27 protein-coding genes are annotated in these 25,555 nt (G+C 64.2%); 18 read left to right on the forward strand and 9 right to left on the reverse strand.

The features are described from left to right. The first annotated feature begins 303 nt into the window (after positions 1-303). The 5 genes from RIA72_RS10660 to RIA72_RS10680 are packed head-to-tail and all read left to right on the forward strand — an operon-like array spanning position 304 to position 4,642. Complete coding sequence (locus RIA72_RS10660; RefSeq protein ID WP_246553339.1) at positions 304-912, forward strand: TraV family lipoprotein; 609 nt, start codon at positions 304-306, stop codon at positions 910-912. Beyond that, complete coding sequence (locus RIA72_RS10665; protein WP_062770234.1) at positions 909-3,443, forward strand: TraC family protein; 2,535 nt, start codon at positions 909-911, stop codon at positions 3,441-3,443. The genes RIA72_RS10660 and RIA72_RS10665 overlap by 4 nt, the downstream gene beginning before the upstream one ends. Further along, positions 3,440-3,769 (forward strand): hypothetical protein, encoded by a 330-nt coding sequence (locus tag RIA72_RS10670; RefSeq protein WP_062770237.1) that lies wholly within the window; start codon positions 3,440-3,442, stop codon positions 3,767-3,769. The genes RIA72_RS10665 and RIA72_RS10670 overlap by 4 nt, the downstream gene beginning before the upstream one ends. Beyond that, a complete protein-coding gene (locus RIA72_RS10675) occupies positions 3,766-4,002 on the forward strand; it encodes a hypothetical protein (protein WP_162928323.1) in 237 nt (78 codons plus the stop codon). Before RIA72_RS10670 ends, RIA72_RS10675 begins: the two co-directional genes overlap by 4 nt. 37 nt (positions 4,003-4,039) lie before the next feature. Then, positions 4,040-4,642, forward strand: coding sequence for a hypothetical protein (locus tag RIA72_RS10680; protein ID WP_062770330.1), 603 nt, complete (start codon positions 4,040-4,042; stop codon positions 4,640-4,642). Between the two features lie 217 nt (positions 4,643-4,859). On the opposite strand, the gene RIA72_RS10685 is transcribed toward RIA72_RS10680, so the two are convergent. Continuing rightward, positions 4,860-5,456 carry an SRPBCC domain-containing protein gene (locus RIA72_RS10685; protein ID WP_062770243.1) on the reverse strand — a complete coding sequence of 199 codons (597 nt, stop codon included), beginning with the start codon at positions 5,454-5,456 and terminating at the stop codon, positions 4,860-4,862. A gap of 260 nt (positions 5,457-5,716) precedes the next feature. On the opposite strand from RIA72_RS10685, the gene RIA72_RS10690 reads away from it, so the two are divergent. From RIA72_RS10690 to RIA72_RS10720, 7 genes are all read left to right on the forward strand, one after another. Further along, on the forward strand, positions 5,717-6,796 hold the full coding sequence (locus tag RIA72_RS10690) for a TraU family protein (RefSeq protein WP_082813418.1): 1,080 nt from the start codon (positions 5,717-5,719) through the stop codon (positions 6,794-6,796). 342 nt (positions 6,797-7,138) lie between these two features. Beyond that, positions 7,139-9,082, forward strand: a complete 1,944-nt coding sequence (locus RIA72_RS10695; protein ID WP_294027726.1) for a hypothetical protein — start codon at positions 7,139-7,141, stop codon at positions 9,080-9,082. After that, positions 9,079-10,194 carry a conjugal transfer protein TraN gene (gene traN, locus RIA72_RS10700; RefSeq protein WP_062770246.1) on the forward strand — a complete coding sequence of 372 codons (1,116 nt, stop codon included), beginning with the start codon at positions 9,079-9,081 and terminating at the stop codon, positions 10,192-10,194. The genes RIA72_RS10695 and traN overlap by 4 nt, the downstream gene beginning before the upstream one ends. A 133-nt stretch (positions 10,195-10,327) precedes the next feature. Then, a complete protein-coding gene (locus tag RIA72_RS10705; RefSeq protein WP_294027729.1) occupies positions 10,328-11,059 on the forward strand; it encodes a type-F conjugative transfer system pilin assembly protein TrbC in 732 nt (243 codons plus the stop codon). Then, positions 11,031-11,630 (forward strand): S26 family signal peptidase, encoded by a 600-nt coding sequence (locus RIA72_RS10710; RefSeq protein WP_062770252.1) that lies wholly within the window; start codon positions 11,031-11,033, stop codon positions 11,628-11,630. Before RIA72_RS10705 ends, RIA72_RS10710 begins: the two co-directional genes overlap by 29 nt. After that, complete coding sequence (locus tag RIA72_RS10715) at positions 11,630-12,517, forward strand: conjugal transfer protein TraF (protein ID WP_215353381.1); 888 nt, start codon at positions 11,630-11,632, stop codon at positions 12,515-12,517. Before RIA72_RS10710 ends, RIA72_RS10715 begins: the two co-directional genes overlap by 1 nt. Further along, positions 12,514-13,098: a thioredoxin domain-containing protein gene (locus RIA72_RS10720; protein ID WP_062770264.1), complete on the forward strand. Its 585-nt coding sequence runs from the start codon at positions 12,514-12,516 to the stop codon at positions 13,096-13,098. Before RIA72_RS10715 ends, RIA72_RS10720 begins: the two co-directional genes overlap by 4 nt. A gap of 11 nt (positions 13,099-13,109) precedes the next feature. On the opposite strand, the gene RIA72_RS10725 is transcribed toward RIA72_RS10720, so the two are convergent. After that, the gene (locus tag RIA72_RS10725; RefSeq protein ID WP_294027735.1) at positions 13,110-14,276 is read right to left on the reverse strand and encodes an ATP-binding protein; all 1,167 of its coding nucleotides are present in this window, start codon (positions 14,274-14,276) and stop codon (positions 13,110-13,112) included. A 99-nt stretch (positions 14,277-14,375) separates the two neighbouring features. Here RIA72_RS10725 and RIA72_RS10730 point away from each other — a divergent pair, with 99 nt between their 5' ends. After that, positions 14,376-15,788, forward strand: coding sequence for a conjugal transfer protein TraH (locus RIA72_RS10730; protein ID WP_294027737.1), 1,413 nt, complete (start codon positions 14,376-14,378; stop codon positions 15,786-15,788). Between the two features lie 5 nt (positions 15,789-15,793). Then, positions 15,794-19,528, forward strand: a complete 3,735-nt coding sequence (locus tag RIA72_RS10735) for a conjugal transfer protein TraG N-terminal domain-containing protein (protein WP_294027739.1) — start codon at positions 15,794-15,796, stop codon at positions 19,526-19,528. On the opposite strand, the gene RIA72_RS10740 is transcribed toward RIA72_RS10735, so the two are convergent. Continuing rightward, the gene (locus RIA72_RS10740) at positions 19,525-19,971 is read right to left on the reverse strand and encodes a hypothetical protein (RefSeq protein ID WP_215353384.1); all 447 of its coding nucleotides are present in this window, start codon (positions 19,969-19,971) and stop codon (positions 19,525-19,527) included. The two genes, RIA72_RS10735 and RIA72_RS10740, sit on opposite strands and share 4 nt — an antisense overlap. Positions 19,972-20,134: 163 nt before the next feature. Beyond that, positions 20,135-20,446, reverse strand: a complete 312-nt coding sequence (locus RIA72_RS10745; RefSeq protein ID WP_350032145.1) for a MarR family winged helix-turn-helix transcriptional regulator — start codon at positions 20,444-20,446, stop codon at positions 20,135-20,137. 328 nt (positions 20,447-20,774) lie between these two features. Between RIA72_RS10745 and RIA72_RS10750 the strand changes: the two genes are divergently transcribed. Beyond that, complete coding sequence (locus RIA72_RS10750; protein WP_172594965.1) at positions 20,775-21,014, forward strand: ribbon-helix-helix domain-containing protein; 240 nt, start codon at positions 20,775-20,777, stop codon at positions 21,012-21,014. 3 nt (positions 21,015-21,017) lie between these two features. Next, positions 21,018-21,446: a putative toxin-antitoxin system toxin component, PIN family gene (locus RIA72_RS10755; protein ID WP_215353385.1), complete on the forward strand. Its 429-nt coding sequence runs from the start codon at positions 21,018-21,020 to the stop codon at positions 21,444-21,446. Here RIA72_RS10755 and RIA72_RS10760 read toward each other — a convergent pair. The 5 genes from RIA72_RS10760 to RIA72_RS10775 form a co-directional block, all read right to left on the reverse strand. Continuing rightward, positions 21,443-22,366 (reverse strand): HEPN domain-containing protein, encoded by a 924-nt coding sequence (locus tag RIA72_RS10760; protein WP_120218831.1) that lies wholly within the window; start codon positions 22,364-22,366, stop codon positions 21,443-21,445. The two genes, RIA72_RS10755 and RIA72_RS10760, sit on opposite strands and share 4 nt — an antisense overlap. 33 nt (positions 22,367-22,399) lie before the next feature. Further along, entirely contained in the window at positions 22,400-22,714 is a 315-nt protein-coding gene (locus tag RIA72_RS10765; RefSeq protein ID WP_120218830.1) for a type II toxin-antitoxin system RelE/ParE family toxin, read from the reverse strand. Between the two features lie 2 nt (positions 22,715-22,716). Continuing rightward, positions 22,717-22,974 (reverse strand): ribbon-helix-helix domain-containing protein, encoded by a 258-nt coding sequence (locus RIA72_RS10770; RefSeq protein WP_215353386.1) that lies wholly within the window; start codon positions 22,972-22,974, stop codon positions 22,717-22,719. 90 nt (positions 22,975-23,064) lie between these two features. After that, positions 23,065-23,334: a DUF7662 domain-containing protein gene (locus tag RIA72_RS17480; RefSeq protein WP_215353387.1), complete on the reverse strand. Its 270-nt coding sequence runs from the start codon at positions 23,332-23,334 to the stop codon at positions 23,065-23,067. 46 nt (positions 23,335-23,380) lie between these two features. Then, positions 23,381-23,587: an RNA polymerase subunit sigma gene (locus RIA72_RS10775; RefSeq protein ID WP_120218827.1), complete on the reverse strand. Its 207-nt coding sequence runs from the start codon at positions 23,585-23,587 to the stop codon at positions 23,381-23,383. A gap of 407 nt (positions 23,588-23,994) precedes the next feature. Between RIA72_RS10775 and RIA72_RS10780 the strand changes: the two genes are divergently transcribed. Beyond that, a complete protein-coding gene (locus RIA72_RS10780) occupies positions 23,995-24,579 on the forward strand; it encodes an RNA polymerase sigma factor (protein ID WP_120218826.1) in 585 nt (194 codons plus the stop codon). Beyond that, complete coding sequence (locus RIA72_RS10785) at positions 24,576-25,538, forward strand: FecR family protein (RefSeq protein WP_120218825.1); 963 nt, start codon at positions 24,576-24,578, stop codon at positions 25,536-25,538. Before RIA72_RS10780 ends, RIA72_RS10785 begins: the two co-directional genes overlap by 4 nt. The last annotated feature ends 17 nt before the right edge of the window (positions 25,539-25,555 follow it).

A 25,555-nucleotide genomic window follows, 5' to 3' on the forward strand; every position in this document is an offset into this window, starting at 1 on the left:
CGGCTCACGCCGACCCTGCGAAGTTTTGGGAGAGGATGCCTGAAAGGCATCAGGGATATGGGTATCCTCATTTCATGCTGCAAGTGCGAACAGAAGAAATTCTGACCGGTTAGTTTCGGCCGACGGAAGGGAAGCACGACGCTGCCTCCGACCGGCAGGTTCCTGCCCCTGCCCTTGTTCGCGACCCGGAAACGCGGCCATCCAAAGATTACTAACCCCGGTTCGCGAGCATCCAATCCACAATGATTGGTCGACCCTCGCACGGCCGCTCTCACCCCGCGCCACCGGCGCAAAGGAGGACTCATGATGCATTGCCGCCCACACGATCGCCCCATTCGCAAAGCATGGCTGTCATCCCTCGCTGTCATCCCCACGTTGCTGTCGGGCTGCACGGCGCTCGGATCGGCGATGTCGCCCTACAGTGAGAAGTTCAGCTGCAAGAACGACGATCACGGCCAATGCATCCACCCCGAGAAGGCCTATGAAGATGCGGCGCTGGGCCACGCGTCGCACTCGGACCCGCCGGTCACCCGCGACAAAGCTCTGCTCAAAACGAACTCGCGCGGCGCGGTAGGCCGCGGCCGCGGCGACACCGGCGCCTACGGTAGCTATCGCGACAGCGTCTATCGCGAGCTCCAGGGACTTATCGACGCACCCGATACGCCGATGCTGCGGCCCGCCCAGGCCGTGCGGACGCTGATCCTCCCCTATGCTGATCGCAATCGGCCCGACCGGCTCTACATGCCGCGCTTCGTCTACTCGGTCCTCGAAACCCCCTCCTGGGTGGTCGGCGGCTATCTTGTCCCGCCCGTCTCGGCCGCTACGCGCGCGCCGGTGCTCGAACAGGTGCGCGAGACGCCCGGGACCGAGCCAGCCCCAACGATATCGCTGCCCGCCGAGCTGCGCCCGTGAAGGCGCCCGGGACGCGAACGGGCGGCGGCCTCACCTTTGCCGACCTCCATCGCGGCGTCGCGCGCGACCGTTATTCGGACTTCCTGCCGCTCGTAGCGTGGGTCGAGGAAGAGGAAGCCTTTCTCTGCATCGACGACGGCTGGGGCTATGCCTGGGAACTGACGCCCGCGGCCTATATGTTCGCGCATGTCCACCAAGCCCTTCTCGGTCTGCTCAATATCCAGTTCCCCGAGAACAGCGTCGTCCAGCTCATCAGCTTCGCCGACCCGCTGATCGCGCCCGCGCTCGACCAATATCTCGATCTCAAGACGCGGCCCGATCCGCTGATCCAGGCTTCGGCGCGGCGAACCCATGCCTATCTCAACGAAGGGCGAAATGGTCTCGCCGCGCTTCACGGCATCCCCGTGCGCGATTTCCGGACCTTGCTTGCCGTCAAGACGCGCGCGCCGATGCACAGCGACCTTCGCCGCCAGATCGAGGAGCAGCTTGCCAAGCTCGGTATCCGCCGCCTCGAGCCCGAAGAAATGGTCGCCTTCTATCGGCGCATCTTCAATGGCGTCTTCGACGCCGCGCCCGGCGTCTACGCCACGGCTGCAGCCGCCCACGCGGCGCCGCCGATCCGCAAGCAGATCATCGATGCCGGCCCCGATCTCGCGTTCGATGGTCCGGAAGTCTTTCTCGGCAACCAGGTCGCGCGCTGCCTGACGCCGAAAGCACCGGCGCGGCGCGTCACCGCGGAGCGCGCCAACCGGTTGACAGGCGGGATGCGGGGGAGTGCCGAGGACAGCGACCAGATCGGCGGGCCCTTCCTCTATTGCCTCAACATCCTCTTCGACCATTCGCAGTTCGAGATTCACAAGCGCGCGCAGATCCTCTCGGCGCAGAAAGCCGCGGGAAGCTTCGCGGTCGAGGTCGGCAAGCAGATCGAGGAGATCGGCTGGGTACTCGACGAGGCAGGCAACAGCCGCTTCGTCTCGGTGATGCCCTGCGTCTGGGTGTTCGGCCGCGACCGCCACCAGGCGCGCGAGATGGCCGCGCGCGCGAAGCGCCTCTGGGAAAGCGAGCCGCTCCCCTGGATGGTGCAGGAAGAATCCTACCTCAATCCCATCCTGCTCACCGCGAGCCTGCCGTTCGGCCTCTATCCCGAACGCCGGACGATCAGGATGCTCGAGCGCGATTTCAAGATGCCGGTGAAGGCGACTGCCCTGATGGCGCCGATCCAGACCGATTTCCGCGGCGGCGGCCGCCCTGCCCTGCTCTACACCGGACGCAAGGGCCAGCTCATCACGCTCGATCTCTTCGACCCGCGCATCAACAATTATAATTTCATCGTCGCGGCCGAAAGCGGCGCCGGCAAGAGCTTCCTGCTCAATGACCTTTGCCGCCAATATTTCGCGCAGAACGCGCTGATCCGCATCATCGATATCGGCGGCAGCTACCGCAAGCTCTGCACCCTCTGTTCGGGCCGTTATATCGACGTCGGTGAGGAACGGCTCGTTCTCAACCCCTTCGATCTCGGGCTTGCGCTCGACGGCGAGGACAAGCAGTCGGCGATCGCGATGGCGGTCGCGATCGTCGCCGAGATGGCGAATGCCGCGACGCGCAAGGGTGTCTCGACCTCGGAATGGAACCTTATCAAATCGGCGGTCCAGTGGACGATCGACGAGGGCCATGCCGACGAAGGCATCGATTCCGTCCGTGCGTGGCTCGGCGCCTATCCGCAATTTGCCGCAGCCGACCTCGACCGCGTCGACCATCTGAAGCCAGTCGCCCGCGAACTCGCATTCAACCTGCGCGATTTTGGGTCGGACGGAGCCTATGGGCATTTCTTCAATGGGCCGTCGACCTTCGACATCAGCTCGGACGAGTTCGTCGTGCTCGAACTCGAACGCCTGAAAGCCATACCCGACCTGTTCAACGTGGTCGTGATGGTCGTGATCAACGCGGTGACGCAAGAGCTCTACCTCTCGGCCCGCGATCGCCCGCGATTCGTGATCTGCGACGAAACCGCGCAGTTCATGCCCAACAACCCGGGCCAGGATTTGTCCCGCCTCGCCGAAGCCATCGCCCAGGGCTATCGCCGCGCGCGCAAATATCGGGGCAGTTTCGGTATCATTCTCCAGAGCATGAACGACCTTCTGCTGTTCGGGGGCATCGGCCAGGTGATCCTCGAAAATGCCGCCACCCGGTTCCTGTTGCAGGGATCGACCTACGACAAGGCGGTCGAAAACAAGATCCTCGATTATTCGGGGTTCGTTCTCGACCTCCTGAAGTCGGTTCGCAACAACAAGCCGAACTACAGCGAGGTCTTCATCGACAGTCCGCTCGGGCTCGGCATCGCTCGCATCGTTGTCGATCCCTTCTCGTACTGGATCAACACGTCGGCGCCCGAGGATGTGGCGGCTTTCGAGGCGCTGGTACGCAGCGGTCGTTCGCCGCTCGAAGCCGTGTGCGAACTGGCGGGCGTGGACCCGCGCGAGATTCTCGGCGAGCGGTCGTTGCCAGCCACCGCGCATGAGCACCTGCCATGACGCGGCGCGCGGCTAACGCGGACCAGCTTCGGCTCGATCTGGCCGCCATGCTGCCGTCCGACCGCATGCGCTTCGAGGCAGCTGTCGCGGCGGAGGCCGAGCGTCGTGCCTTCTATTGGCGCTTCCGCCTTGTCGCGATCGAGACGGTGATGATGTCGGGACTGGTGCTGATCGCCGGCCTGCTTGTCGAACAGCCGACGGACATCGTCGTCCAGGCATCCGTGACGGTCGGCATCGCCTGCTTCGCAAGCGGGATGCTGCTGATCTGGCTGTCGAACGTCGCGAGCGGGTTGATGATCCGGTGGCGCGGGCGTCGGCAGCGGTGAACGGCATCTTCTCCAATGCGCCGTCGCCCGGCGTGATCCGGCTCGTGGTCTCAGGGCTCCTCTTCGGCGTGGTGCAGGCCGCAATCCTGCTGGTTGCGCCTGCGAACATGCCTTCCCCTCGGTCGCTGATCATCCTCCTCGGTCTGCTGACCCTAGGCTGCTTCATCGGCGCGGTCATCGGCGAAAGCGCGGTCGATCCGAAGGACAGGTGGAGAAATCGCGGTGGACCATGACGCCCAGCGTATCCGGCTCGCGGCCTTGCAGTTCGGGATGTCGATAGGGCTTGTCGCCGCCGCCGTCTTCATAGGCGCGTCAGCGCATGGTCAGACGTCGATCATTGGCCGGACCTGGCCGATTGCCGAGCCCGACGCCCTCGCCGAGATTGAGGCGCGCGCGGCGCGGCAGCCGCCGAGTATCGCCGAGCGGTTCGGGCCACGAGAAGGCTGGAGCGCTATGAAATCCGCGGCCCTCGGCGTCGCGGCGGTGGATCGGCGGCGCACCGTCATCCCCTTTCATACGCTCGATTTCGAAATTCGCTTGCCCGATGGCAAGCTGCTCTACCCGAAGGGCTACACCTTCAATCCCCTTGCCTATGTATCGTTGCCGCAGCGGCTCGTGGTCGTGCATCCGCGTGATATTGGCTGGGCGATCATGCAAGCCCGTCCGATCGACTGGATATTGCTGGCCGGGGGAGAGACAGCATCGACCGATCCGATCGCGCTCGGTGAGAAGGTGGGACGACCGCTTTTCATCCTCGAAGAGCGTATCAGGGATCGGCTCGGACTGACCGTCGCGCCCGTCATCGTGGAGCAGGTTGGGCAGAAGCTCGAACTGCAGGAGTTCGAGATCGAACGTCGACGTCCGATTAAATAGACCGCGCGCCCTTCGCAACGATTGGCCATTGCTCGCTGCCCAGAGCGGAACAATCTTTCGCGTCCTGGCCTTTTGGCGCTTTCATCCAATCCCGAATCGAACAGAGCGCATAACCCGGCACTGCGACCCAGGAGAGCTCTCCCTCGGCAACGAGGACAGGGATCTTCATCTTGACACCCATTCGGCTTCGGCCGGGTGGGTGTCATTTTTTTGATCGTTATTCGACGAAGTTGGCGAGCTTCTTGAGCATCATATCCATCCCGGCGCGACAATCGCCTTCGCTGATCCCGGACGGAACATCCGCCGCCGCTATCGTAACCTTTGTCCCGTCTTTGACTTGCTCGAGTATGGTCGTGATCGACAATTCTCCCTGCGAGGGAGGGTTTGCGATGTCGAAGCGGACGCTCTCGACGATCCGCTCGTCGGGAAGAATTTCCGCGAACCTGCCGTCGACGACACCGGCAACCTTGCTCGATTCGCTCTCCTCTGGCCCCTCCCGCGATTGCTGAAATGCGATGCGGTAAGCCCCGCCCGGGCGAGAGTCGAAATGTTCGATCTGGGCCGTCACGCCGCTCGGCAGGCGCCACGCCGGAATCGTCTCAGGGTCGAGCATCGTGCGAAATATCGCGCGCGGCTTCGCGAGGATGACGCGGGAGTTCTTGTGAGTCGCCGGGAAGGTCATGACCTTCCCACCTATTGCGACGACAGCCGCGAGAACAAGACATTCCTGCGCCGGCACGCCAATCTCGTGAAATACTAACCAGAGCGACGCGGCTTCCAGGCCGCCGACGATCGATGCGCGCTGGGTGATCACCGCTGAGGCGCCAGTTCGAGCGGATCGTCACTCGTCATTAGTCCGGATAGTTCGCGGGGATTCCCGAAGCCTCCGCCGGCAAATGCGGAACAGCCGCGCCTCTCGTCGGCACGTTCGCGCCCCACCCGTTGTTGCGGGGCGTTCAGACCTGCATTCCTGCCCGCGGATAGGGCCGAGATACCGGCAGATCGCAGGATCGAACACCGCCTTTCCATCTTTCGCTGACCTTCACGCGCCCCGAGCGGCGCAACGGAGATTCTATGCTCGCTCGCTCCGTCCCTTTCGACGCGCCGTCCGGCACCGAGCCGCGCGGCGCGAGCGCGAAGCGGGCGAGACGGTTGAAGTTCGCCGCGCTTGCCGCCGCGCTCCTCGCCGGAATCGCGTTACCTGCAGCGCCCGTCCACGCCTCCAAATGCCCCTCGGACGCGATCTTCAACCCGATCACCAAGGTACGCTGGAACTGCATCTTCCCGATCACGATCGGCGGCGTGCGCGTCGGCAGCTATGACAAGCTCGACAAGGCGCTCGACGCCCAGTCGGCCTCCAGGCCGCTTTGCGCCTGCCGCAAGGGCGCGAGTTTCTGGTTCGGCGTGAAGGTGAGCTTCTGGACGCCCAACCGGATGATCGACGTCGTGACCGAGCCCGGCTGCATGATGGCGCTTGGGCTGGACATCATGCCGACCGGCGGGCGCCTGCAGGGCAGTCAGTCGTCGATCTCGGATGGCACCAACACGACCAAGCTGTTTGCACAGATGCATTATTACCAGGCGCCGGTCTGGAAGATGCTCGACATGTTCACGGACCTTCCTTGCCTCGAAGATGACGGGTTCGACGTTGCGCTGATGACCGAGGTTATGCCGACCTGGCAGTCGGGAACATTGGGTGCGATCATCCAGCCCGAAGGCATCCTCTTCGGTAACCCCGCGGCGGGTCTCGCTTGCATGGCAGACAGCGCGGCCGCCGCCGCCGGCAAGGTCGTCGATCCGCTCTTCTGGTGCATGGGAAGCTGGGGCTCGACCTATCCAGTCGCCGGCGACATCCACATGGGCGACCGGGTCGAGGCCTGGGCAGGGCTGGCCGCGCGCGGCACCTTCATGATGGGCCGCATGGGCGCGCTCACTATTCATTCGGCGGACGGCTGCTCGTTCAAGCCGCAGCCCATCTGGACCAAGAGCCGATACAAGCTCCAACTGATGGAGCCGGTGAAGGGCGGCAAGTGCGTCAACATCGGCCGCCCGGGCGCACTCTGGACCTCGGGCAAGCATGCGCCCGGCAAGGACAACGCCCAGTTCATGCTCTTCGAGAAAGCGATTTGCTGTGCTGGCATCTCGACGCCCTGATGCGGCGCCGGTTCCGGCGCATACCGATCGCCTTGCGCGCAGCCCGGAATCGGCCCGGTCTGCCCGCCACAGCCCTGGTGGCTGCCGGCAGGCGCGCGAGGCGGGGGCGGCGCCCTGCCCCCTCTCCTTGGGCGCCGCTCCACCTTCAGCCGAGGCGGCCACCGAACCTCGGACGGCGGAAAGCTGTGCCTCAACCCCGCTGCGTTCGCAGGTGAAGGCCGTGCTCACCGTCTTCGAAGGCCAGGCGGCGTTTCGGCTCCTCCCGCCCGGATGCGATGATTTCCGGGCGGGAGACCTGTTTCGCGTGGCCCATGGCTCGCGCACCATCGACGGGAATCGCTCGTGACCCCGCGGTTTCTTGCCCTGTTGCCTATCTCGGCCGCGCTCCCCGGCGTGGCGCTGGCCCAGACGATCGAGGACCGTGCGCGCACCGCGGCCGAGGCGTCGCGCTCCAAGAGCAGCGACAGCGAAGCCATCCTCGAAAATTACATCAGCCCCGGCCTCGCCGGGCAGTCCATCGCGACGGTCGACAAGAGCAAGAGCTTCACGCCGAACCTCGCCTGCCAGAAGACGGCGAACTTCCTTGAAATCCTGATCCAGCCTGGCGCGGGCGGCGATATCACTACCGTCCGCATCGCGCGCGACAAGGATATCGACGGCCAATTCGATAGCGTGACGACCTTGCCCGTGCCGGTGTCGGGGATTTGCGCCAACGGCGTGATCTCCTGCCGCCCCGGGAGCTGGAGCGACTGCCGCAGCTTCCAATGGGATGTCGACAGCAGCGGCGACCTCAAGCTCGCCGAAGTCGAGATGCCTGCGCTCGCCGGCTGCTATTGCGTCAACAACAGTTGCGGCGCGAACCTCGTCATGGGCAATCTGCCGTCGGTGCTGAAAGATCTTGGCGGCGGTGCGGTCGGCGCGCTGTCGAGCCACGATCCGCGCAACGGTGTCGCCGACGCACGGGTGAACGGTCCCGTCATTCAATATGTCGGCGCGCAATCGACCGCGTGCAGCCCCGATCCCGCCCTGCCCCAGACGGCCTATCGCGCGAACCCGACCGCAATCCAGGGCGACGCTTTTGCCGCATCGCGGTCGAACAGCCTGTTCCAGTCGCTCGCTGGCTCACCTGCCGGCACGGGCCGTGCCGAGCAGGTCCGGGCCTGCACGATCGAGCGCGAAGTGACCTTCCTGCCGCTCGGTTACGACGATATCGTCTCCGCGTCGGGCTCCATTTATTCGGTTCGCGACTGCGGCGAGGGATGTCGCCGCTATCGCATCATCGGCGACGGCGATTGCAGCGGATCGCCGCCAATCTTCACCGCGCGCTTCGAAGTCAGCGACCCCGCGAAGCTTATATCCGCACAGATCGTCGAGATGGGCGCCGACGACTGGGTCCAGGGCCGCGTCAACGGCCGCATCGTCAGCTCGGCCGGACCGCGCCCCTGGCTGACCACTGGATTGCCTTCTGGCGATTGCCGCACCGACGGCGGCGCGGCGCGCAACTATACGCCTTATGATTTCACGGCCGACCTCCGGGCAGGTCCCGCAACCGTATCGGCGCGCGTGCGGGGCGGGGGCGGCGGCGCGCCGCTCACGACCCAATGGGGTCTCGTCGATGTCGAGATCCGCGTCTCGCCCGGCTGCGAGCCCAGCGAGCGGCTCGTCGACCTGTGCGCGGGCACAGGCGGCGATACGAAGTGCCGCCTCGACAGCGAAAATGTCGACGGCGTCCAGACCTTCCGCAATGGCATCAGCACCGGCCTGAGACCCCTCACCCAAACCCGCCTGTTCGGCACCGGGTCGTGCACCATCCAACTCACCCGCGACTTCTTCCGCCGCGAGCGCAGCTATAAATGCGTCGTCGACACGGGCTCCATGCCCGAGCCCGATCTCAGGCGCGGCGCGTGGATCATCGACCATTCGACCGAGACGATGCTCGCCGACCGCGTGCGCACCGCCGACGGCGGCATGGCGTCGTTGACGCGGCCGTTCGCGCTCCCCGACCGCGGCTCGGTGCCCGCCTGCGAGGCGATCTGCAAGACGCGGGCGCCCAAGGCGAACGCAGACGCCGCGCCCGATGGCGTCGTCGGCGCCAGGCAGACGAACCCGACCGGGTTCGACACCTTCTATCATGTCTGCCGCGCCGACAATGTCTGCCCGGCGGGTCCCGGCGAGACGATCGTCAGCCCCTGCGGCTGTCTCGACGATTTCCCCGAAGCGGTGGTGGTGATGCAGACGGTCCGGCTCGCCGGCGCCGATCTCGCCTGCACGGCGACGGCGCGATGAGCTGGCGCGACATCCCTTGGCCGCACCGGGCCGCGCTGATCCTTTTGCTAGTCCTGGGGCTGGCTATCGGCAGCGCGCTCGCGGCCGCGCCAGCGCACGCCCAGCAGATTTGCGCCGCCGATCTCGACGGCAGCGGCGAGGCCGACGGCCCCGGCGAAACAGCAAGCTGCACCGGAACAGCAAACGGCGGATGGCAATGTCCGCTCGAGCGCGCCTGGTGCGCAGCCGAGCCCGGCGGCGGCTGGTCGTGCCCGCTTGGACCCCAATATGGCTGCGAGACGCCGACGAGCGGCGGCGTTCCGGCCTGCTCGCCGCATAGCTGTATCGATACCGCCGCGAACCCGATCGAGGATGAGCCCGTTATCGACGATCCCGGCGCGCCCGCCGATGGGCCGGTCGATGCCGATGGCAATTGCCTCGGCAATATCGAGATCTTCGCGGGCCGCGCGCTGCGCTGCCGCCCCGCCGGGCTCAAGACCGGCTTCCAGAGCTGCTGCAAGGACAAGGGCAAGATCGTCAAGGACGGCATGGGCTCGTCGCTCGCATCGACCCAGACCAAGATCGCGATCGCCAAGGGCGTGTTCACCGGCGCCAAGGCCGCCTATGCCGCCTTCCAAGCCGGGGCGACAGCGAGCCAGGCGGCGAGCGCGGGCGCCAATGCGATCATCGTCGGCATCGATCCGACCTCGATCGCGATCAGCCTCGCGATCAACGTGATGATCGATTTCCTGCTCACCTCCTGCGACCAGCAAGATATGGAAGTCGGCATGCTGCGCGGCTCGGGCATGTGCGTCGAGATCGGCAGCTATTGCTCGTCGAAGATCCTCGGCATCTGCGTCCAGAAATCGCGCAGCCATTGCTGCTTCAACACCAAGCTCGGCCGCATCATCCAGGAACAGGGCCGTCCGCAACTCAAGTCCTTTGCCGATGGCTGGGGGCCGGTGAAGACGCCGAACTGCCGGGGGTTCACGCCCGAGGAATTCCAGGCGCTCGACTTCAGCCGGATGGACCTGTCCGAATATTACAACGAGATCGAGGCCCGCGCGCAAGCCGACATCCAGATCGACATGAAGGATCGCATCGATGCCTATACGCAGGCCATCGGCCGCTAGGCCGCGCCTTGCCGCGCTGATCGCGCTCGCCGGATGGGCGGGGATGCCCAGCGCCGGGACAGCGCAGGTGTCGCCGGGGACCGAAGAGCCCTCGTCGGCGCGCAGTGAGATCGAACGCGAAGGCAATGCCGCGATGGAACGGCTGCGCGGCGCAATCTCGCGGCCAAAAGTCGAGTCTGTCCACGCTCCATCGGAGCTGCCGGAGCCGACCGAAGCCGAGCGCCGCCGCGCCTTCGAAGCCCTGCGCGGCCACTCCAAGTCTCCGGCAATGGAATCACGTGCGCGCGACGCGCTCAAGGCCGGCAAGGATCGCTTCGCTGCCGAGCGCGAGGCGATGGCGAAGCGGCTCGGCCAGGCGCTCGGCCTCGAAGCGCCCGACATGAAGGCCATCGCCGATGCGGGGCCGGCGCAAGCGACCAAGGGCTGGGTGCCCGTGCTGTTCGTCTCCTCGTCGATGCCGACGGCAACGCTCAGAACCTATGCCGCGCAGGTTGAGAAGGCGCGCGGCGTGATCGCATTTCGCGGCATGCCGGGCGGGATGACCAAGGTGGCGCCGATGGCGAAGCTCACCGCCGAGATGCTGCGGCTCGATCCGGGCTGCGAAGGCCCGGCCTGCGTGATGCGCGACATCCAGGTGATCGTCGACCCGCTGGTCTTCCGCCAGCACGGCGTCGCCCGCGTGCCTGCGCTCGCGATGATCCCGGGCGATCCGGCGCTCCCCTATTGCGAGCGCGAGGACGAGAGTCCGCGCGCTTCCCATGTCGTTTACGGTGACGCGGCGCTCTCCGGCCTGCTCGAAGAAATTGCCCGCCTCGGCGGAAAGGAGGAGGTGCGCGATGCTCAGTCACGCCTGGAAGCTCGGTAAGCGACTTGCCATCGCGCTGAAAGGACTGCCGCGCCGCGCGGCGGTCGCGCTCGGCAGTGAAGGGCTTGGGCAGCCCGCGCGCCCGAACCGGCTATGGAAGGCCTGCGCGATCGTCATTCCCTCGGGCCTTTTCGCCTGCTGGGCGATGGCACAGGTCACTTGGGTCATGTCGCCGTCGATCGACGCCTGGGCCGTGCGCGCCGCGCCGGGGCCGATCGCGAAAGGCGACCTCGTCATGTTCACGCTCTCGCATCCGCTCGCGGGACCAAAACCTGTCAATGTCACCAAGTTCGCGCTCTGCTTTCCCGGCGAGCGCATCAGCCTGATCGAGAAGCCTTCGACCTTCGAACCCAATGCGCTCGACGGCTGGTATTTCTGCGAAGGCAAGCTGCTCGGTATCAGCAAACCGTTCGGGCGAAACGGCCAGCGGCTCGAGCATTGGCGTCCCGACAACGGGCTGATCCTGCCCGGCACCATCTATGTCGGCTCGCACCATCCGAGCGGGTTCGACAGCCGCTATTATGGCCCGGTGCCGATCGGCGAGCTCAAGCGGATGGAGAAGTTGTTGTGATGCGCGCTTCCCTGCTCTCGCTCGTCGCGCTGGCCGTCGGCGTTGCGGTGCCCGCTGCGGCTCAGCTTTCCCGCACGGCTCAGCCCGAACCCAAGCAAGGCTATTGGTGGTATCAGGCCCCGCCGCCTAAGGATGACGATGCGGACCCCGAAGCGCTGGCGAAGCCCCGGATTCCGCCGATGGCAGAGCTTGCGCGCCTAACGCCGCCGAAGATCCGCAAGCTGATCGAGGCGCAGCGCGACTATGCCGCGACCGTGCTCACGATCGATGCCGTCGCCGATTTCTGGCGCTTGCAGGACTTTGCGAGGCGAAAGGCCCGCGCCTTCGCCGGCGTCACCCAGGTCGCGATGCTTCATCACCCCGAACTCAGCGCCAAGTCCGCCAACCCGATGGTCGGGGACGCGCGTGCCACGATGGGGGCCGAGAAGGAGCAGGTCCGGCGGCACTATCTTCGCGGCCAGGCCGGGCAGTTCGCGCTCGTGATGTTCTCGCGCTCGAGCTGCGGATACTGCCGCGTGCAGTGGCCGATCATCGAGCGCTTCCGCGAGGAAACCGGTTGGCAGGTCACGCTGATGGACATCGACCAGCGGCCCGAACTCGCCACGCGGTTCGGGGTCGAGATCACGCCGACGACGATGGTGATCCGCCGCGGCAGCGCCCAGCGCATGGTGATCGCGAGCGGCGTCGAATCCTATCCGAACCTTTCGCAGACCGCTTACCAGGCGGTGCGGCTGCTGCTCGGCGATATCCGGCCCGAGCAATTCCTGACCGGCGCGGGCGAAGAGGACGGCTTCTTCGATGCCCTGTCGGCGGGGCCGGTCTCTGCGACCGATCCCCGCGCACTCGGCGGCGATCTCGTCACCTCGAGCCTCGAACCTCGGCCATGAAGGCGCGCGCCCTCCTCTCGCTGCTCTGCGTCGGCCTCGCCTTGCCGGCGCTCGCGCAGTCCCCTTCGCGCGAGCAGGCGGCGCGCGCCGCGATCCACCCGGTTGCGAGCGCGGCCGAGATGAACGTCTGGCTCGCGCGCGTTCCGGTAACGCGGTCCTTTCCGCCTAACTTCGCCGAGGAGTTGCGCGGCGCGGGCGGCGCCTTCATCGTCGAGATGAGCACGGCGCCGGGCTGCCTCCCCTGCGCCGACCTCTGGCCGAAGCTCCAAGACCTCGGACGCCGTTATGGCTGGCGGGTTCGGGCGCTCGGCGCCGACGAAGCGATGCTGCGCTCGGGTCGGGTCGGCCTCCCCTGGGTCGGGCATCCCGTAGCCTGGGTACGCCCGGTGAAGGACGCGAACCGTATCATCCCGATCGCGGTCGGCACCGACCATAGTCCGAACCTCGCGCGCAATCTTTATCTGTCCGCCAAGATGCTGACTGGGGTGAAACCCGCTGTCGGCGTGCGTGCGCTTTCCAAGTTTACGGGGATCGTCGGGAACAGTCCGGGAGCGCCATCGCAGCGCAGTGCCAAGCCATGAACACTGCCCGCCTATACCTCCGCGAGAAGTGCATGACCGGCGACCACAACCGGCATCACTTCGACGCCATCGGCAAGCGGGTAGCGCTCGCGGCCGGGATAGATCAGCAATCGCTTCGCGGGCGAGAGATCGTCGCAGGCATGATGAAAGCCGCGTTCAAGCTTGGGTTGCAGGCTCCTCTTAATCTCGATTGCCCAAAGCTCGCCGCCAGGAAGCGTCAGCAGCAAATCGATTTCCGCGCCCGCCGCCGTCCGATAGAAATTGGCTTTCGTCCCCTCCGGGGCAGCGGCGATCAGCGTTTCGATGACGAAACCTTCCCAACTTGCCCCCGCGATGGGATGGCCGAGAATATCTTCGTAGGACGAAAGCCCAAGCAGTGTGTGAACGAGTCCGCTGTCGCGGACATAAATGCGCGGCGATTTGACGAGACGCTTGCCTGCGTTGCTGTGCCACGGCTCGAGACGTCGGACCAAGAGAAGATCGACCAGAAGATCGAGATATCCAGCGACCGTCTTGCCGTCGACGCCGAGGCTCCGGGCAAATTCGGCCGCATTGAGAAGGCCGGATTGATGATGTGCGAGCATCGTCCAGAAACGGCGGAGTGTCTCGGCCGCGATGCGGGGACCGAACATTGGAATATCGCGTTCGAGATAGGTGCGGATAAAATCCTGCCGCCATCGCTGGCTTGCCCGATCGCTCGCCGCAAGGAAGCTATCGGGAAATCCGCCGCGTACCCAAAGCCGGTCAATTTGATCATCGCCGACTTCAAGCCCGTCGAGCGGACGCATTTCGAGGTAGCTGATACGTCCGGCGAGACTCTCTCCCGACTGGCGCAGAAGATCGATCGATGCCGAGCCGAGGAGCAGGAAGCGGCCTGTCCTTTGGCCTCTACGCCGACCGGCGTCGATCAGCCCGCGCAAGATCTGGAACAGTCCCGGCAAACGATGGACTTCGTCGAGGATGACCAGCTTGTCCGCATGTCCGGCAAGATAAAGTTCGGGTTCCGCCAGCTTGGCGCGATCCGCATCGGACTCGAGGTCGAGGTAGATCGAGGGTCTGGATTCGCCGATTTCAACCGCGAGCGTGGTCTTGCCGACCTGTCTTGGGCCGATGAGCGCAACAGCTGGCACTTCGGCCAACCTTTCCGCCAGTTCCGTCGAGATACGGCGATCAATCATCCTTGCATTTATGGAGTTCTATTCCAGTTTTGCAAGGTTAATTTGCATAACATGCTGATCATGGCGAACCCGGCCCGAGAGGATTGAAAGGAGCAAGTCATGCCAAAATCCCGCCAGATGATCGCTGCGCTCACTACGCTATCAGCTATGGGAATGGCCGCGCCGGCTCATGCCCAAAGCTGGGCCGAGCATTGGTTCGACAATGTGACCTACACCTCGCCCGGCAGCTTCGAGGATCAGGCGCGCGGCTATGTGACCGCGGGCGGCTTCTCGGGCCGCGTCGACGTCCACAACGATTACCTCATGAGCGTGACGTTGCCGAAAGTGCGCGCCGGCTGCGGCGGGATCGACATGTTCCTCGGCGGCATGTCCTTCCTCGATCCCGAGTATCTCGTCCAGAAGCTGGAAAGCATCCTGCAGGCCGCGCCCGCCGTCGCCTTCCAATATCTCCTCGAAACCCTCGACGAGAAGATGGGCAACATCATCTCAAAGATGGAGGCGGCGACCAACTATCTGAACTCGATCCAAGTCAACGACTGCCGCCTCGCCAACCGCATGGTCCAGATCGCCAAGGGCGACGACAATATGTCAGGGATCATCGAGGAGATGACCGGCTACAAGTCGATCAAGGAAGGCTATGCGAAAAGCTATCAGCAGAGCCGCGAGAAGATCCAGGCGAACCAGAACAATCCGACGGAAGACCTGCGCGACGCGCTCGCCAACTGCCCGCGCGAGGTCACCGACATCTTCCGCACCGGCTCGCTCCTCGCCCATGCCGCCGCGCGGGTCGGCGCGAGCGAATGGACCGGGGTCATGCGCGCCCGGGTCGGCGACGTCTATATGCGCTGGGATGCGACCGACAAGGTGCCGCTCTTCTCGGCGATCCCCGCCTGCCCGCGCCAGGAGACCGAGGGCGTCGAGGATTTCCTGACCGGACGCGTCCGGCGCCGCGCGCTGAACGTGCCGCCGACCGGCGCCGATTGCGGCGTCGACGGACCGGGCCGCGGCGCGCTGATCCTCGCGCGCGAGCGGATGCAGGCGATCGCGACGAAGATCCGCACCCGGGCCGCGCTCACGGCCGAGGAACGCCAGTTCGTCGCCAATGTGAAGACGCTTCCGATCTACCGCATGCTTGAGTGGGGCGTCCGCGAAGGCGTCGAGGATAGCGTGATTGGCGACACCGACGAACTCGTCGCGCTGACCCTCGCCTACCAGATGCTCAACGACCTCACCCGCAGCCTCGACTTCGCGCTGTCGAACGCCGAGCGCGGCGCCGCGGCGGCGGGCGCGGCCGATGCGGGAAATTCCAACATCTGCCAGACGCGCATCCTCACCAAGGGGATCGAGCAGCTCCACGGGCTGCGCGAAGAGGTGCTGCGCCAGCGCGCCCAGATGCGCCAATCCTATATGGCCGCGCTGAACCAGGCGAACCTCTCCGCCAATTACGCCGGTCTCGTCCGCCAGCGCGACCGCGATGCTCGTGATGCCGCGGGCGCCGCGGCCAACCGCTGACCGCCATGCGCGCGCCCTTCCCTTCCACGCTCGCCGCCGCCTTCGCGCTCGTTCCCGCTCCCGCGCTGGCGCTCGAGACGAGCTTCCACACCTATGACGGGTTCAACGAGACGGTCGACGCGTTCCGCCTTGTCTCGATGATTTTCGCCGACCCGCGCTACGAGACGCTGGTGGTGATCATCGCCGTCGCCGGCATCGCGCTCGGCGCGCTCCTCGCGAGCGTGCGCGGCAACGGCATGGGCATCGTCGCCTTCGGCTTCCAGACGCTCGTCGGCATCGGCCTCTTCGTCGGCCTCGTCGCGACGACGGGAACGGTCCATGTCTACGACCGTGTCCGCAATGCCTATCAGCCGGTCGGCGACGTGCCGAACCTGATCGTGCTCGTGGCCGGCGTCACCAACATGATGGAACGCGCGATCGCCGAGACGATCGACGACAATACGCTCGATCCCAATGCCAAGCTCGAGTTCGGCGCCGGCGGGCACAGCTTCGATCTCTTTCTCAATGCCGTATCCCCGCGCGGGCCGATGACCGACAGCTTTCTCGACGCGACGATCAAGGACTATGTCCGCCAATGCTACCCGGTCGCGCGCGTGTCGCCCGCCTATGGCATCGACGACGATCAGCTGTTTAGGACCACCACCGACCTGCCGCAGGCGTTCGCCGCGATGGCGGGGCCGGCGACCTTCAGCACGGTGTTCACCGCCTCCGACAAGGGCGGCACCACGGTGAGCTGCACCGAGGCATGGACGCATATCTCGGACCGCCTCTCCGATCCGGCGCTTTTCGAGGATTATAGCCGGCAGGTGTGCGAACGCACCGGCTATGACATATCGAACGCCGCCCAGCTCCAGCGCTGCCGCTCGAACCTTGGCGCGCTCGGCGACAAGATGCTCGGCACCCCGCTCACGCTCCAGCAACTGATGACCAACATCAACCTCGGTAACGCCGTCGGCGACGTGCTCTTCGAAGACAGCCCCGCGACCGCGGCGCGCGTCATGGCGAACCGCGCCGTCGTCTCGAGCGGGCTTGCCACCATGTCGACCGCGAACGAATGGATGCCGACGATCCGCGCGACCGTCTTCGGCATCATGCTGTTCATGATGCCGATCGCCCTCCTCTTTATCTTGACCCCGATCAACCTGCGCGTCGCGAGCTTCGCGCTCGGCCTCTTCGTGTTCGTCGCCATGTGGGGGGTGATCGACGCCGGCATCTATCAGCTGACCCTCGGCCGCGCGATGGACGTGCTTGCCGAGATGCGTTCGAACCATGTCGCCGCCAATGCCTGGATGCTCGCCCCCGGCTCGGCGATGAAGGCGCTCGCGATCTTCGGGTCGTTCCGCACCGCCGCCGCCGGGCTCGCCGGCGCGTTCGTGTTCACCGTGTTCCGATTCTCCGGAAACGTGTTCACCTCCTTCACCAGCGGCGCGCTCGGCGTCCAGGGCCAGGGCACCGCGGCGGCGACCTCGATCATGACGCACGAAGGCCGCGCGCAGGCGCTCGAGGCGCAATCGTCCGCGACCGGCACGATGGCACGGCGCAGCGCCACATCGAGTTTCGGGGATTTCGGGGAGCGCTCGACGCTCGGCAGCAACCGCGCCTTCGGCGCCGCCGGCGGCTATCTCGCCGATCGGACCCCCGGGGTAGGCGGAACGACGGGCTTCGCACTCGGCGCGACCGATGCCGCACGCGATCTTGGCGGGCTCGCGCCCGCACTCGTCGGCCGCGACCTCACTCATCCCGCGACCGCCGCGGCCGTGCGCGCCAATGCGACGACGGCGGCGATCCATAATTTTGCCGAGAAGGACGCGCTGCGCGGGCTCGGCACGAGCTATTTCGGCGAGGGACAGGCGGGCGAGCGCGCCTTTGCGCGCTTCGCACAGAACATGGTCCAGTGGAAAGCATTCGGCGACACCCGCGCCTATGACATGATGTTCCAGGGCGCGCAGCGGCACTTCGAGCGCAACGGCTATGCGGGGAAGGATGCCGAGCTCAAGGCCTCGACGGTGATCGCGCAGGCGTCGGCCGATCCGACCTTCGCGAAGCTCATCGCCAACACTTTCGACCAGGAGCAGATGCTGCGGAACGATCTGACCGGGGCTGAGGTCAATGTCGGCGCGATGGAAGGGCGGCGCGACTATGCCGGCGATAATGTCGCGGCCGTCGAGCGGCGCAATGTCGCGACCGAGCAGGCGTATCGGACCGGCAGCAATGAAGGCCAGCGCAATGCCGCAGCGATGCTCGGCCTTCCCGTCGACGAAACCGCGCGCCGCATCTCCTTCATCAACACCCTCTCGGGCGAAGCGCGCTCGTCCGCCATCTCCTCCCTCTCCCGCGCCACGGGCCGCAACGAGGCGCAGGTCATGCGCGCCCTCGAAACCTACAACGCCTCGGTCCAGCTCGGCACGGCCGACGGCGCGACCGAACAGGCGGGGCGCGAGGGTACCAGCGTCTATGGCCGCACCCGCGAAGCGGCTGGCTATGATTTTGCCGAGCGGTCGGGCAAGCTGGATGCCCAACGCGAAATTGGTCATTCGGGCGTGCGCGGCGCCGCGCGGATCGGCGAGCAGCGGCGGCAGAGTGATAATTTCGGATTTGCCGAAGGCGCTGCGGCTGCCGGCATGTCGACCCGCGGCGCGGCGCAGCTCGATGCTTTCATCGGGGCGCTCAGCCGCACGGCGGGCAACCAGGTCGACATGGCCGAGGGCGGCGCGGCGGGCATCGCCGATCGCGCACGCAACGAGCGGCTGACGCGTATCGTCGACAATGAGCGGCTGACGCGCATGCAGGGCCTACTGCGCAGCGAGGGCATCAACATGACCAAGCGCGAGCTCGCGATGGCGCAGAATGGCGACCTCAATCTCAATGTATCGCCCGACGTCGCGCGCCAGCTCCGGGCGGCAGGACTCATCAACGACAGCCAATATGGCGCCATCGCCGAAGGCGGCCGCGCACGGTTCAGTTTCGCGGACAATGATCTGCTGGTGTCGAGCAGCACGGGATTCTCGCAATCGGCGCGCAGCGACACCAGCACCAAATATGAGGCCGGCAAGCAGGCCGGACCCGACACGATCGAGAATATGCTGAGCAGCGAACAGGGTCAGGCCATGATGGCGAACTGGCTCAAAGGCGGGTTCGAGATGGATCGCAATGGCGAGTGGCGGCTTAATCCGCAGGTGGCCGATACGCTGCAGCGCGATGTGTCGGCAATCATGGCGCAGACGGGTTGGCAGCGTTCGATATCGCGCTCGGCACAGGATCAGATCACCATGGGAACGACTGTCGGCGGCAACATCGGCGGCAGCGCGCAAAGCAGCGATTATGCTTCCCGTGGCGGTAAGCAAAAAGGCGGTTCACGATCGCAAACCGCGACTTCGGGAAATGTCGGCGGAAGCCTCGGGTTTTCCAGCCGCGACGTCGGGATCAGCAGTGAAAACGCCCAAGCTTCCCTTGATATCGTCAACTATGAAGTTCGCGGGGCGATTTCCGCAGCAGAACGCGCCGCCGCGCGGTCAGAAACTCCCGAAGCGACGTTCACCCGCGAGTTGAACCGACAAGTGCTTGGACAGGAAGGGCTACGGAATCGCTATCTTGGTCAGGCCGATTCCGCGCGAGGTACTGCGGACATCACGGCCCCGATGACGTCGTATGAGCAGTCATCGATCTTGAGCAAAGGCCGGTTCTCGACTGATCTCGCCAACGGTCCATTCGACGGAGATAACAGCGACAAGAAGCGCTAGATTCGCGAGCCGTTGTTGGGACTGAGCGGATTGCCGATATAGATCGTGCCCGAGAACGGATCGTAGATATCGCCTACGGGACGCAAATGGTCTGGGGGATACCGCAGAGTTTCCTGCTCGATCTTGATACGTTCGAGTTCCTCGATTTCCTCATCCGAGAGCGGGTCGCCGGCGAAAGGCCTATCGAGCCACGCGCGCACGAATCCGAACCCCAGTACGAGCAGCGCCGTGAGCGGGAAGAAGAGGGCGGTCAGATAGCCAGCGAAAGCGCTCTCGAAAAACGCCCGCAGGGCCGGGATCTTCAACGACGCCGCCGCCACCGTCCAATATATTGGGATCGCTGCCCACCAGAGCTTGGCATACCACGGGCGCCACAGCCAATCGGCCGCAGCGGGCTGCGGAATTTCAAGCTCCGGGATCGCTGAAGAAGGCGTGTTCTGCATGGCTTACCTCGCGTTCAAATGTAGCATCGACGGCAACGCATGGGAATTCGGAGTGGTGCCGAAATCGAACGAATTACCTCGGGAGCTAAGCGACATGTGCTCCCCTCGCCGATTTCGATTGCACGCTCGCCACGCCCCCTCCCTTCCCTCAGGTTGCAATGGGCTAATTCTTCAGGGCTGGCGCTGCAGCCCTGTTCGCCACGCAATCGTCAAAGATGCACCGAAGAGATGCTCTCCCGCGTGCCGAAAGCGCCACATTTGTTCGGCGCGCATCGTGCGGATCTCGTTGACGTTCGACGATCGCGCGCGCTTCTAGACTTTGGGTCAGCCGAACGGCCGTCGCGATCGAAACGCCGCTCGCATAGCCGAGGCTGGATACGGACAATCGTTTGCTAGCGGCGTCAGCTGAATAAAGCTCGAGCAAGATGATCCAGCTTGCAGGGCTCAGGCTGATTTCCCGGATATAGCGGTCCATTATTCGCCGCTCCATGAGCAGCTCGCGGCAGAAACGCAGTCGGTTGGCTTCGACATCGAAAGTCGGATCATCTTGATGTGCCGCGACATCCGACATTCGCCCAAACCAAGCCTCTGCGCTTTCCGGCGCGAAAAGCCAGATAGGCAGGCGCCGCAGACGAAAGCTGCGGCCCGGCGCCGGTCTTGCAGAGGCTCGAATATTGGTACCACAAAAAACGAGCCTCCCGTTTGCTTGCGGTGATTCCAACGCCCCTTAGGCTGGTCGGTTGATAGACGGCACATAAGATGATAAGCGTATAACCGCTTTAGCGACGATGAGGGAATGTGTGATGGGCGAAGTAACCCGCTGGACGGTGAATGTCGCACCGGAAACCGACATCGATGTCCGAACCTATCTTGCCCAGCGTGGCATGAAGAAGGGCGACCTGTCGCGTTTTATCGAAGAATCGGTGAAATGGCGCCTGCTCGACCTGACGTTGGCGGAGGCCCGTGCCGGTTTCGATGACCTGTCACCGGAGGAGATGGATAGTCTGATAGACGAAGCGGTTGCCGACGCGCGTCGGAACTGACGCATGCGCGTCATTATCGATACCAATGTGCTTGTGAGCGCCCTGTTGCATGAACGGTCGCTGCCCTACCAGCTGATTGCCCTATGGCGTCAGGGCAGGGTCGCGCTGGTCACATCTGCCGAACAATTGGACGAACTTCGGCGCGTCACTCGTTATCCCAAAATCCGCGCCCGGCTGAATCCTGCAGTCGCCGGACGAATGGTCAACGAGTTGAAGGGCGCCGCCATAATGGCACAGGACCTGCCGGACGTCTCCGTCAGCCGCGATCCGTGGGACAATTATCTGCTGGCAATGATCGAAGCGGCGAAACCCGGATATCTGATCACGGGAGACAGGGCCGACTTGCTGAGCCTGGAACGCCATGCCGGAGCACAGATCGTCACAGTACGAGAATTCCTGAAACTGATCACGGGCAACGAACCAGGATTTTAGCTGCCGCCGGCAGCTTTCTTCAGGTCCGCGATATGTGAACCGCAGATCGCCTCGACGATCGCGCGCAATTTCTCGGCCGACGCTGCAAGCGCTTCGAGGTCGGCAGCGCTAATTTCGTAACTGGCAGAGTATCGAGCCTCAACATAAGCGCGTTTCAGCAATTCGAAGCGGCGGCGGTCGATCTTACTGTCGCGAGCCCAGGCTTCAACCAGGCGCGGCTCGCGGTCCTCTGCGAGCGATCGCAGGAACTTGATATTGTGCGAGCGTGGAAAATAGAACGTGTTTGCAAGCAAATAGCACCCGTAAAGCCGCTCAACGGCTTGGTGCAATGCGAATGCAGCTCCCTTTAGCCATCCCCCGTCAAGCATGGCCTTACCAAACTCGAAATCGAACGCTTCCAGTCTGCGCCCGGCTTCCGCAAAATTTGCCGAGAAATACCCCACGGCCATTTCATAGGCATCAACTGGCGTCAGCGGCTTCGGCGTTGCCAAAGGATGGTTCGGCAGGTCGTATAGCATCACGCCATCGCGGATGATATCGACCCAGAAATATTCGCCGCGGCTGAGCGCGCGGTTCACGTCGGCGAGCGTATGGACAATGATGTTCAGCGTCCGTCCGACATCGGGGTCGCGGAGGATCTTGTCCTCGGCGATGTACCAATGGTCGGAGATGTCGGTGAGATCCTCATGGCTGACAACGATCAGCAGGTCGAAATCGGACTGATAGCCATTCTCCGGCTCATCGACCCAATCGTCGCGGGCATAGCTGCCGAACAGGATGATCTTCAGGATCTTGCCGTTGCGTTTGCCAGGCTGTGTCGCGCGCTCGATCGATCGCGCGAACTCCTCCATCAGCACGGCCTTGATGCGTTCGAGTTCGCCCTGCTGCTTTGCCGGAAGGTGGTCGATTTCTGTTTTCATTTTCGCCCTGCGCTTCGGAACTGCCGCAGCCCCTTATGCCGCGGTGTCGTCGCGGAAACGATCCATCTGATGCATGCGTTCGTGAAGGATCGTAACGATGCCCGCAGTTCCGTCGCCGAGCAAACGCCAATAGACATAATGATGTTCGCACTTGCCGTAATAGCCATCAACACCGAATTCAGCCGGAATAGCCCGCCAAAGAAGCTCGCGCCTGGCGATCCGACCAAAACAGTCGAAAAGGCCCCGCACATAGGCTTCTGCCTGCGCATCTCCCCACTTCTCCCGCGTATAGGCATAGATTTCGTCGAGCCGCTGCCCGGCGATCGCGGAAACCCGAAAATTAGCCATCGTCAGTTTCGGCGCGCCCGACCGATCACCGCATCGGCATCGAGAGCCACGAAGTCAGAGTCAGGCGCTGCGAAGGCCCTTTGCAACTCCGCCTTCAAGCGGGCGAATTGCTCCGCTTCCGCGCGTTCCTTATCGCGCCGAATGAGATCACGGACATATTCGCTGACATTCTCATAGGAGCCGTCGTCGCCAACATTGGTCGCCACGAAATCGCTGAGGGCGCCGCCAATACGGACATTCAGGGTCGTTTGTTTGTTCATAAAAACCTCGCGTCCGTCACAATGTAGAGGAATAATATGGACAATCAATCCTGATCATATTGACCCCGGCATAGTCGGATATCTTTCTACCTACTGGCCGCCGCTTCGACGACGGAAATAGACGCATTCGCGAGCCGGTTTGGCAACCGCCTCGAAGCCCGCATCGAGCCAGGCACGTCGATGGGGCGGCTCTACTTCCGAAAACTCTGCCGCTGACCACCAATCGGCACCGAACGCCGCGCGCGGAAGAACCGCGCCAATGATGCTCTCGATGTGCGAAAAGCTGAGCTCGACGCCATCGGCATCGTGGCAAACCCTCCACCGCCTGAGGAAGGCGCCAAGCGCATCATATTTTCCCATGACGCCGTTTCAGGGCGGTGGCGTCTCGAAGTCAAGGGCGCGGCCTTCAATAGCGCCAGATCTGCCACCACGGCGGGGGCGGCGTGGTGATCAGGATATGGACGGCGCGCGCAAACGCCTTCTCGATCTCTTCAATGCCCATGCCGTGTCTTTCGGCCAAATCCTCGTAGCCCGCGTTCTCGAACCGGATCGCAAGAAAGACGGCGCGATCGAACGGCTCCATTCGGCGGATCGCCCGCCGCGCGATCCGCAACCGCTTACTCCCGCTCCCGTTGCTGGACATGATGATCCTCCTGCCAGACCGGCAGCCTGAGCGACCGCCACCACCTTTCTGACTCCCCCCCTTCACTCCCTGCATTCCGAACAAGAAGCGCGCGCATCCCCTTGCTTTTCCGAGTGTCCGGGCACGATGAGGCATGGTCCGGCGGAAGTCTTGCTCTTGGAAAGCAATCGATTATGCTGAACGGGCATCGGGCTGGCAGGCGGCGCGATGCCGGGGCTTGAGAACCCTTTGAGCAAAAACACCTGTTCGCCATCCTGTCCGGGTGGCCGTCGCGTATGTACAAGCCTTCGGGCTAAAGGCGACGGCGCACGCGCCTCAAGTGTGTTCTCAACACCCGGCTTTAGGCCGCCTTTCCTCCCGTCCGGGAAGGCGAGACAATGGATTATGACGAAGAGGCTGCCGAAGCGCGCCGGCGAGCGGAGCCTGCATTTCAGATCGAAATCGATGACTGGGGCAACCAGCATAAGTCTGCGGCTATCGAAGCCATGTATCAAGAGCACCAGCCGCAACTTTCCCGTTTCCTGCGCCGACGGACGAATTCACAGGATGTCGGGGATCTGGTCCAGGAGTGCTTCCAACGCCTTGCCGCAAGCGGCGCGGATATTGTGTCGCGGATCGAAAAGCCCGGAGCCTATTTGGCACGAGCGGCACGCAACCTGCTCATCGAACGTGCCCATGTCGACCGGCGTCGCTTCGCCTCGGCACATCATGAATATGACGATACCGAGCATCCAGGGTCCGACCCCCACGCCGCGCTCGAAGCAAGGGACATGATGCGCCGTGTCGAGGACCGTCTCGAACGCCTGAAACCGAAAACCCGCGACATCTTCCTGATGCACCGGTTCGAGGGTATGTCCTATGCCGAAATTGCGGCTGCAACAGGAATGAGCGAGAAGGGCGTGGAAAAGCAAATCGCCAAGGCCATGACGGCAATCCTTCGCGTAAAAGGTCCGCGGTCATGAGCCGCGAGGTACAAGCGGGAAAATGGTTCGCGCGCATGCGCGCGAGCGATGCGGCGGCTGATCGCGCGAAGTTCGATGCGTGGATGGCCGATCCCGAAAATGCCGCGGCCTATGCCGAGGCGGAAAAGCGCTGGGCGGCTCTCGATGTGAATGTCGCGGGCCGGATCAGGGCGCGTGCGCTGCGCCCTTCCGGATCAAACCGGCTACGCTGGGCAACGGCTTTCCTGCTCGTCGTCATGCTTGCCCTCGGAGGCGCCTGGTATGCCGGGCGTGCCGGGACCGGTCCGCAAATCGCGACCCGGTCCGTCGAGGGCGAAGCCGTTCGGCTGGTCGACGGCACATTGGTTGAACTCCTCGACGGAGCGAAGATCGAGACCAGATTTTCGGAGCGTGACAGGGAGGTCGTCATGACCGGCGGCCGTGCCCGTTTCACCGTAGCGCACGATGCCTCCCGGCCCTTTCGTGTCATCGCCGGGGGATCCGAAATTGTCGCACTCGGCACCATCTTCGAAGTCGATCTGACACGACGCAATCCGAGCGTCCGGCTGGTCAGCGGCTCTGTCGATGTGCGGGCGACAGCGCCCGGCGGACGCACGGTCAGACTGAACCCCGGCGACACGGTCGAGGTACAGGGCGGCGAACCGCTTCATCTGCCGCGCGGCGACGCCGCTCGGTCGACGCCCGACACGGCAATGACGCTACCCGTGGCAAACGTCCAACCGACATCTCGGGTCGTCGCCGACAAGTTGCCGCTCAGCGAGGTCATCGATCAAGCGAACCGGGTGAACAGCAAGTCAATCCGGCTGGCTGACCCCGCGCTCGGATCGCTTGAGGTCACGGGCCGGTTCGATGTCACCGACAGCGCGTCGCTCGCGCGAAAACTCAGCGCGGTTTTCGGACTTTCGGCCCAAGAGAGTGACGGCGCCATCATCCTGTCCCGAAAAAAAACGGGGGGATAATTCAGCCGGCCTCGTCT

This window comes from Sphingopyxis sp. (assembly GCF_040216815.1).
GTDB lineage: Bacteria > Pseudomonadota > Alphaproteobacteria > Sphingomonadales > Sphingomonadaceae > Sphingopyxis.

What these genes read in the sequence shown, in the direction of transcription:
- RIA72_RS10770 (WP_215353386.1), bottom strand. Translation starts at nt 22,974, where the DNA reads ATGAACAAACAAACGACCCTGAATGTCCGTATTGGCGGCGCCCTCAGC.
- RIA72_RS10690 (WP_082813418.1), top strand. Translation starts at nt 5,717, where the DNA reads ATGCTCGCTCGCTCCGTCCCTTTCGACGCGCCGTCCGGCACCGAGCCG.
- RIA72_RS10740 (WP_215353384.1), bottom strand. Translation starts at nt 19,971, where the DNA reads ATGCAGAACACGCCTTCTTCAGCGATCCCGGAGCTTGAAATTCCGCAG.
- RIA72_RS10710 (WP_062770252.1), top strand. Translation starts at nt 11,031, where the DNA reads ATGCTCAGTCACGCCTGGAAGCTCGGTAAGCGACTTGCCATCGCGCTG.
- RIA72_RS10725 (WP_294027735.1), bottom strand. Translation starts at nt 14,276, where the DNA reads ATGATTGATCGCCGTATCTCGACGGAACTGGCGGAAAGGTTGGCCGAA.
- RIA72_RS10765 (WP_120218830.1), bottom strand. Translation starts at nt 22,714, where the DNA reads ATGGCTAATTTTCGGGTTTCCGCGATCGCCGGGCAGCGGCTCGACGAA.
- RIA72_RS10730 (WP_294027737.1), top strand. Translation starts at nt 14,376, where the DNA reads ATGCCAAAATCCCGCCAGATGATCGCTGCGCTCACTACGCTATCAGCT.
- RIA72_RS10760 (WP_120218831.1), bottom strand. Translation starts at nt 22,366, where the DNA reads ATGAAAACAGAAATCGACCACCTTCCGGCAAAGCAGCAGGGCGAACTC.
- RIA72_RS10705 (WP_294027729.1), top strand. Translation starts at nt 10,328, where the DNA reads ATGGAACGGCTGCGCGGCGCAATCTCGCGGCCAAAAGTCGAGTCTGTC.
- RIA72_RS10680 (WP_062770330.1), top strand. Translation starts at nt 4,040, where the DNA reads ATGTCGATAGGGCTTGTCGCCGCCGCCGTCTTCATAGGCGCGTCAGCG.
- RIA72_RS10715 (WP_215353381.1), top strand. Translation starts at nt 11,630, where the DNA reads ATGCGCGCTTCCCTGCTCTCGCTCGTCGCGCTGGCCGTCGGCGTTGCG.
- RIA72_RS10720 (WP_062770264.1), top strand. Translation starts at nt 12,514, where the DNA reads ATGAAGGCGCGCGCCCTCCTCTCGCTGCTCTGCGTCGGCCTCGCCTTG.
- RIA72_RS10785 (WP_120218825.1), top strand. Translation starts at nt 24,576, where the DNA reads ATGAGCCGCGAGGTACAAGCGGGAAAATGGTTCGCGCGCATGCGCGCG.
- RIA72_RS10660 (WP_246553339.1), top strand. Translation starts at nt 304, where the DNA reads ATGATGCATTGCCGCCCACACGATCGCCCCATTCGCAAAGCATGGCTG.
- RIA72_RS10735 (WP_294027739.1), top strand. Translation starts at nt 15,794, where the DNA reads ATGCGCGCGCCCTTCCCTTCCACGCTCGCCGCCGCCTTCGCGCTCGTT.
- RIA72_RS10755 (WP_215353385.1), top strand. Translation starts at nt 21,018, where the DNA reads ATGCGCGTCATTATCGATACCAATGTGCTTGTGAGCGCCCTGTTGCAT.
- RIA72_RS10750 (WP_172594965.1), top strand. Translation starts at nt 20,775, where the DNA reads ATGGGCGAAGTAACCCGCTGGACGGTGAATGTCGCACCGGAAACCGAC.
- RIA72_RS10780 (WP_120218826.1), top strand. Translation starts at nt 23,995, where the DNA reads ATGGATTATGACGAAGAGGCTGCCGAAGCGCGCCGGCGAGCGGAGCCT.
- RIA72_RS17480 (WP_215353387.1), bottom strand. Translation starts at nt 23,334, where the DNA reads ATGGGAAAATATGATGCGCTTGGCGCCTTCCTCAGGCGGTGGAGGGTT.
- RIA72_RS10670 (WP_062770237.1), top strand. Translation starts at nt 3,440, where the DNA reads ATGACGCGGCGCGCGGCTAACGCGGACCAGCTTCGGCTCGATCTGGCC.
- RIA72_RS10745 (WP_350032145.1), bottom strand. Translation starts at nt 20,446, where the DNA reads ATGGACCGCTATATCCGGGAAATCAGCCTGAGCCCTGCAAGCTGGATC.
- traN (WP_062770246.1), top strand. Translation starts at nt 9,079, where the DNA reads ATGAGCTGGCGCGACATCCCTTGGCCGCACCGGGCCGCGCTGATCCTT.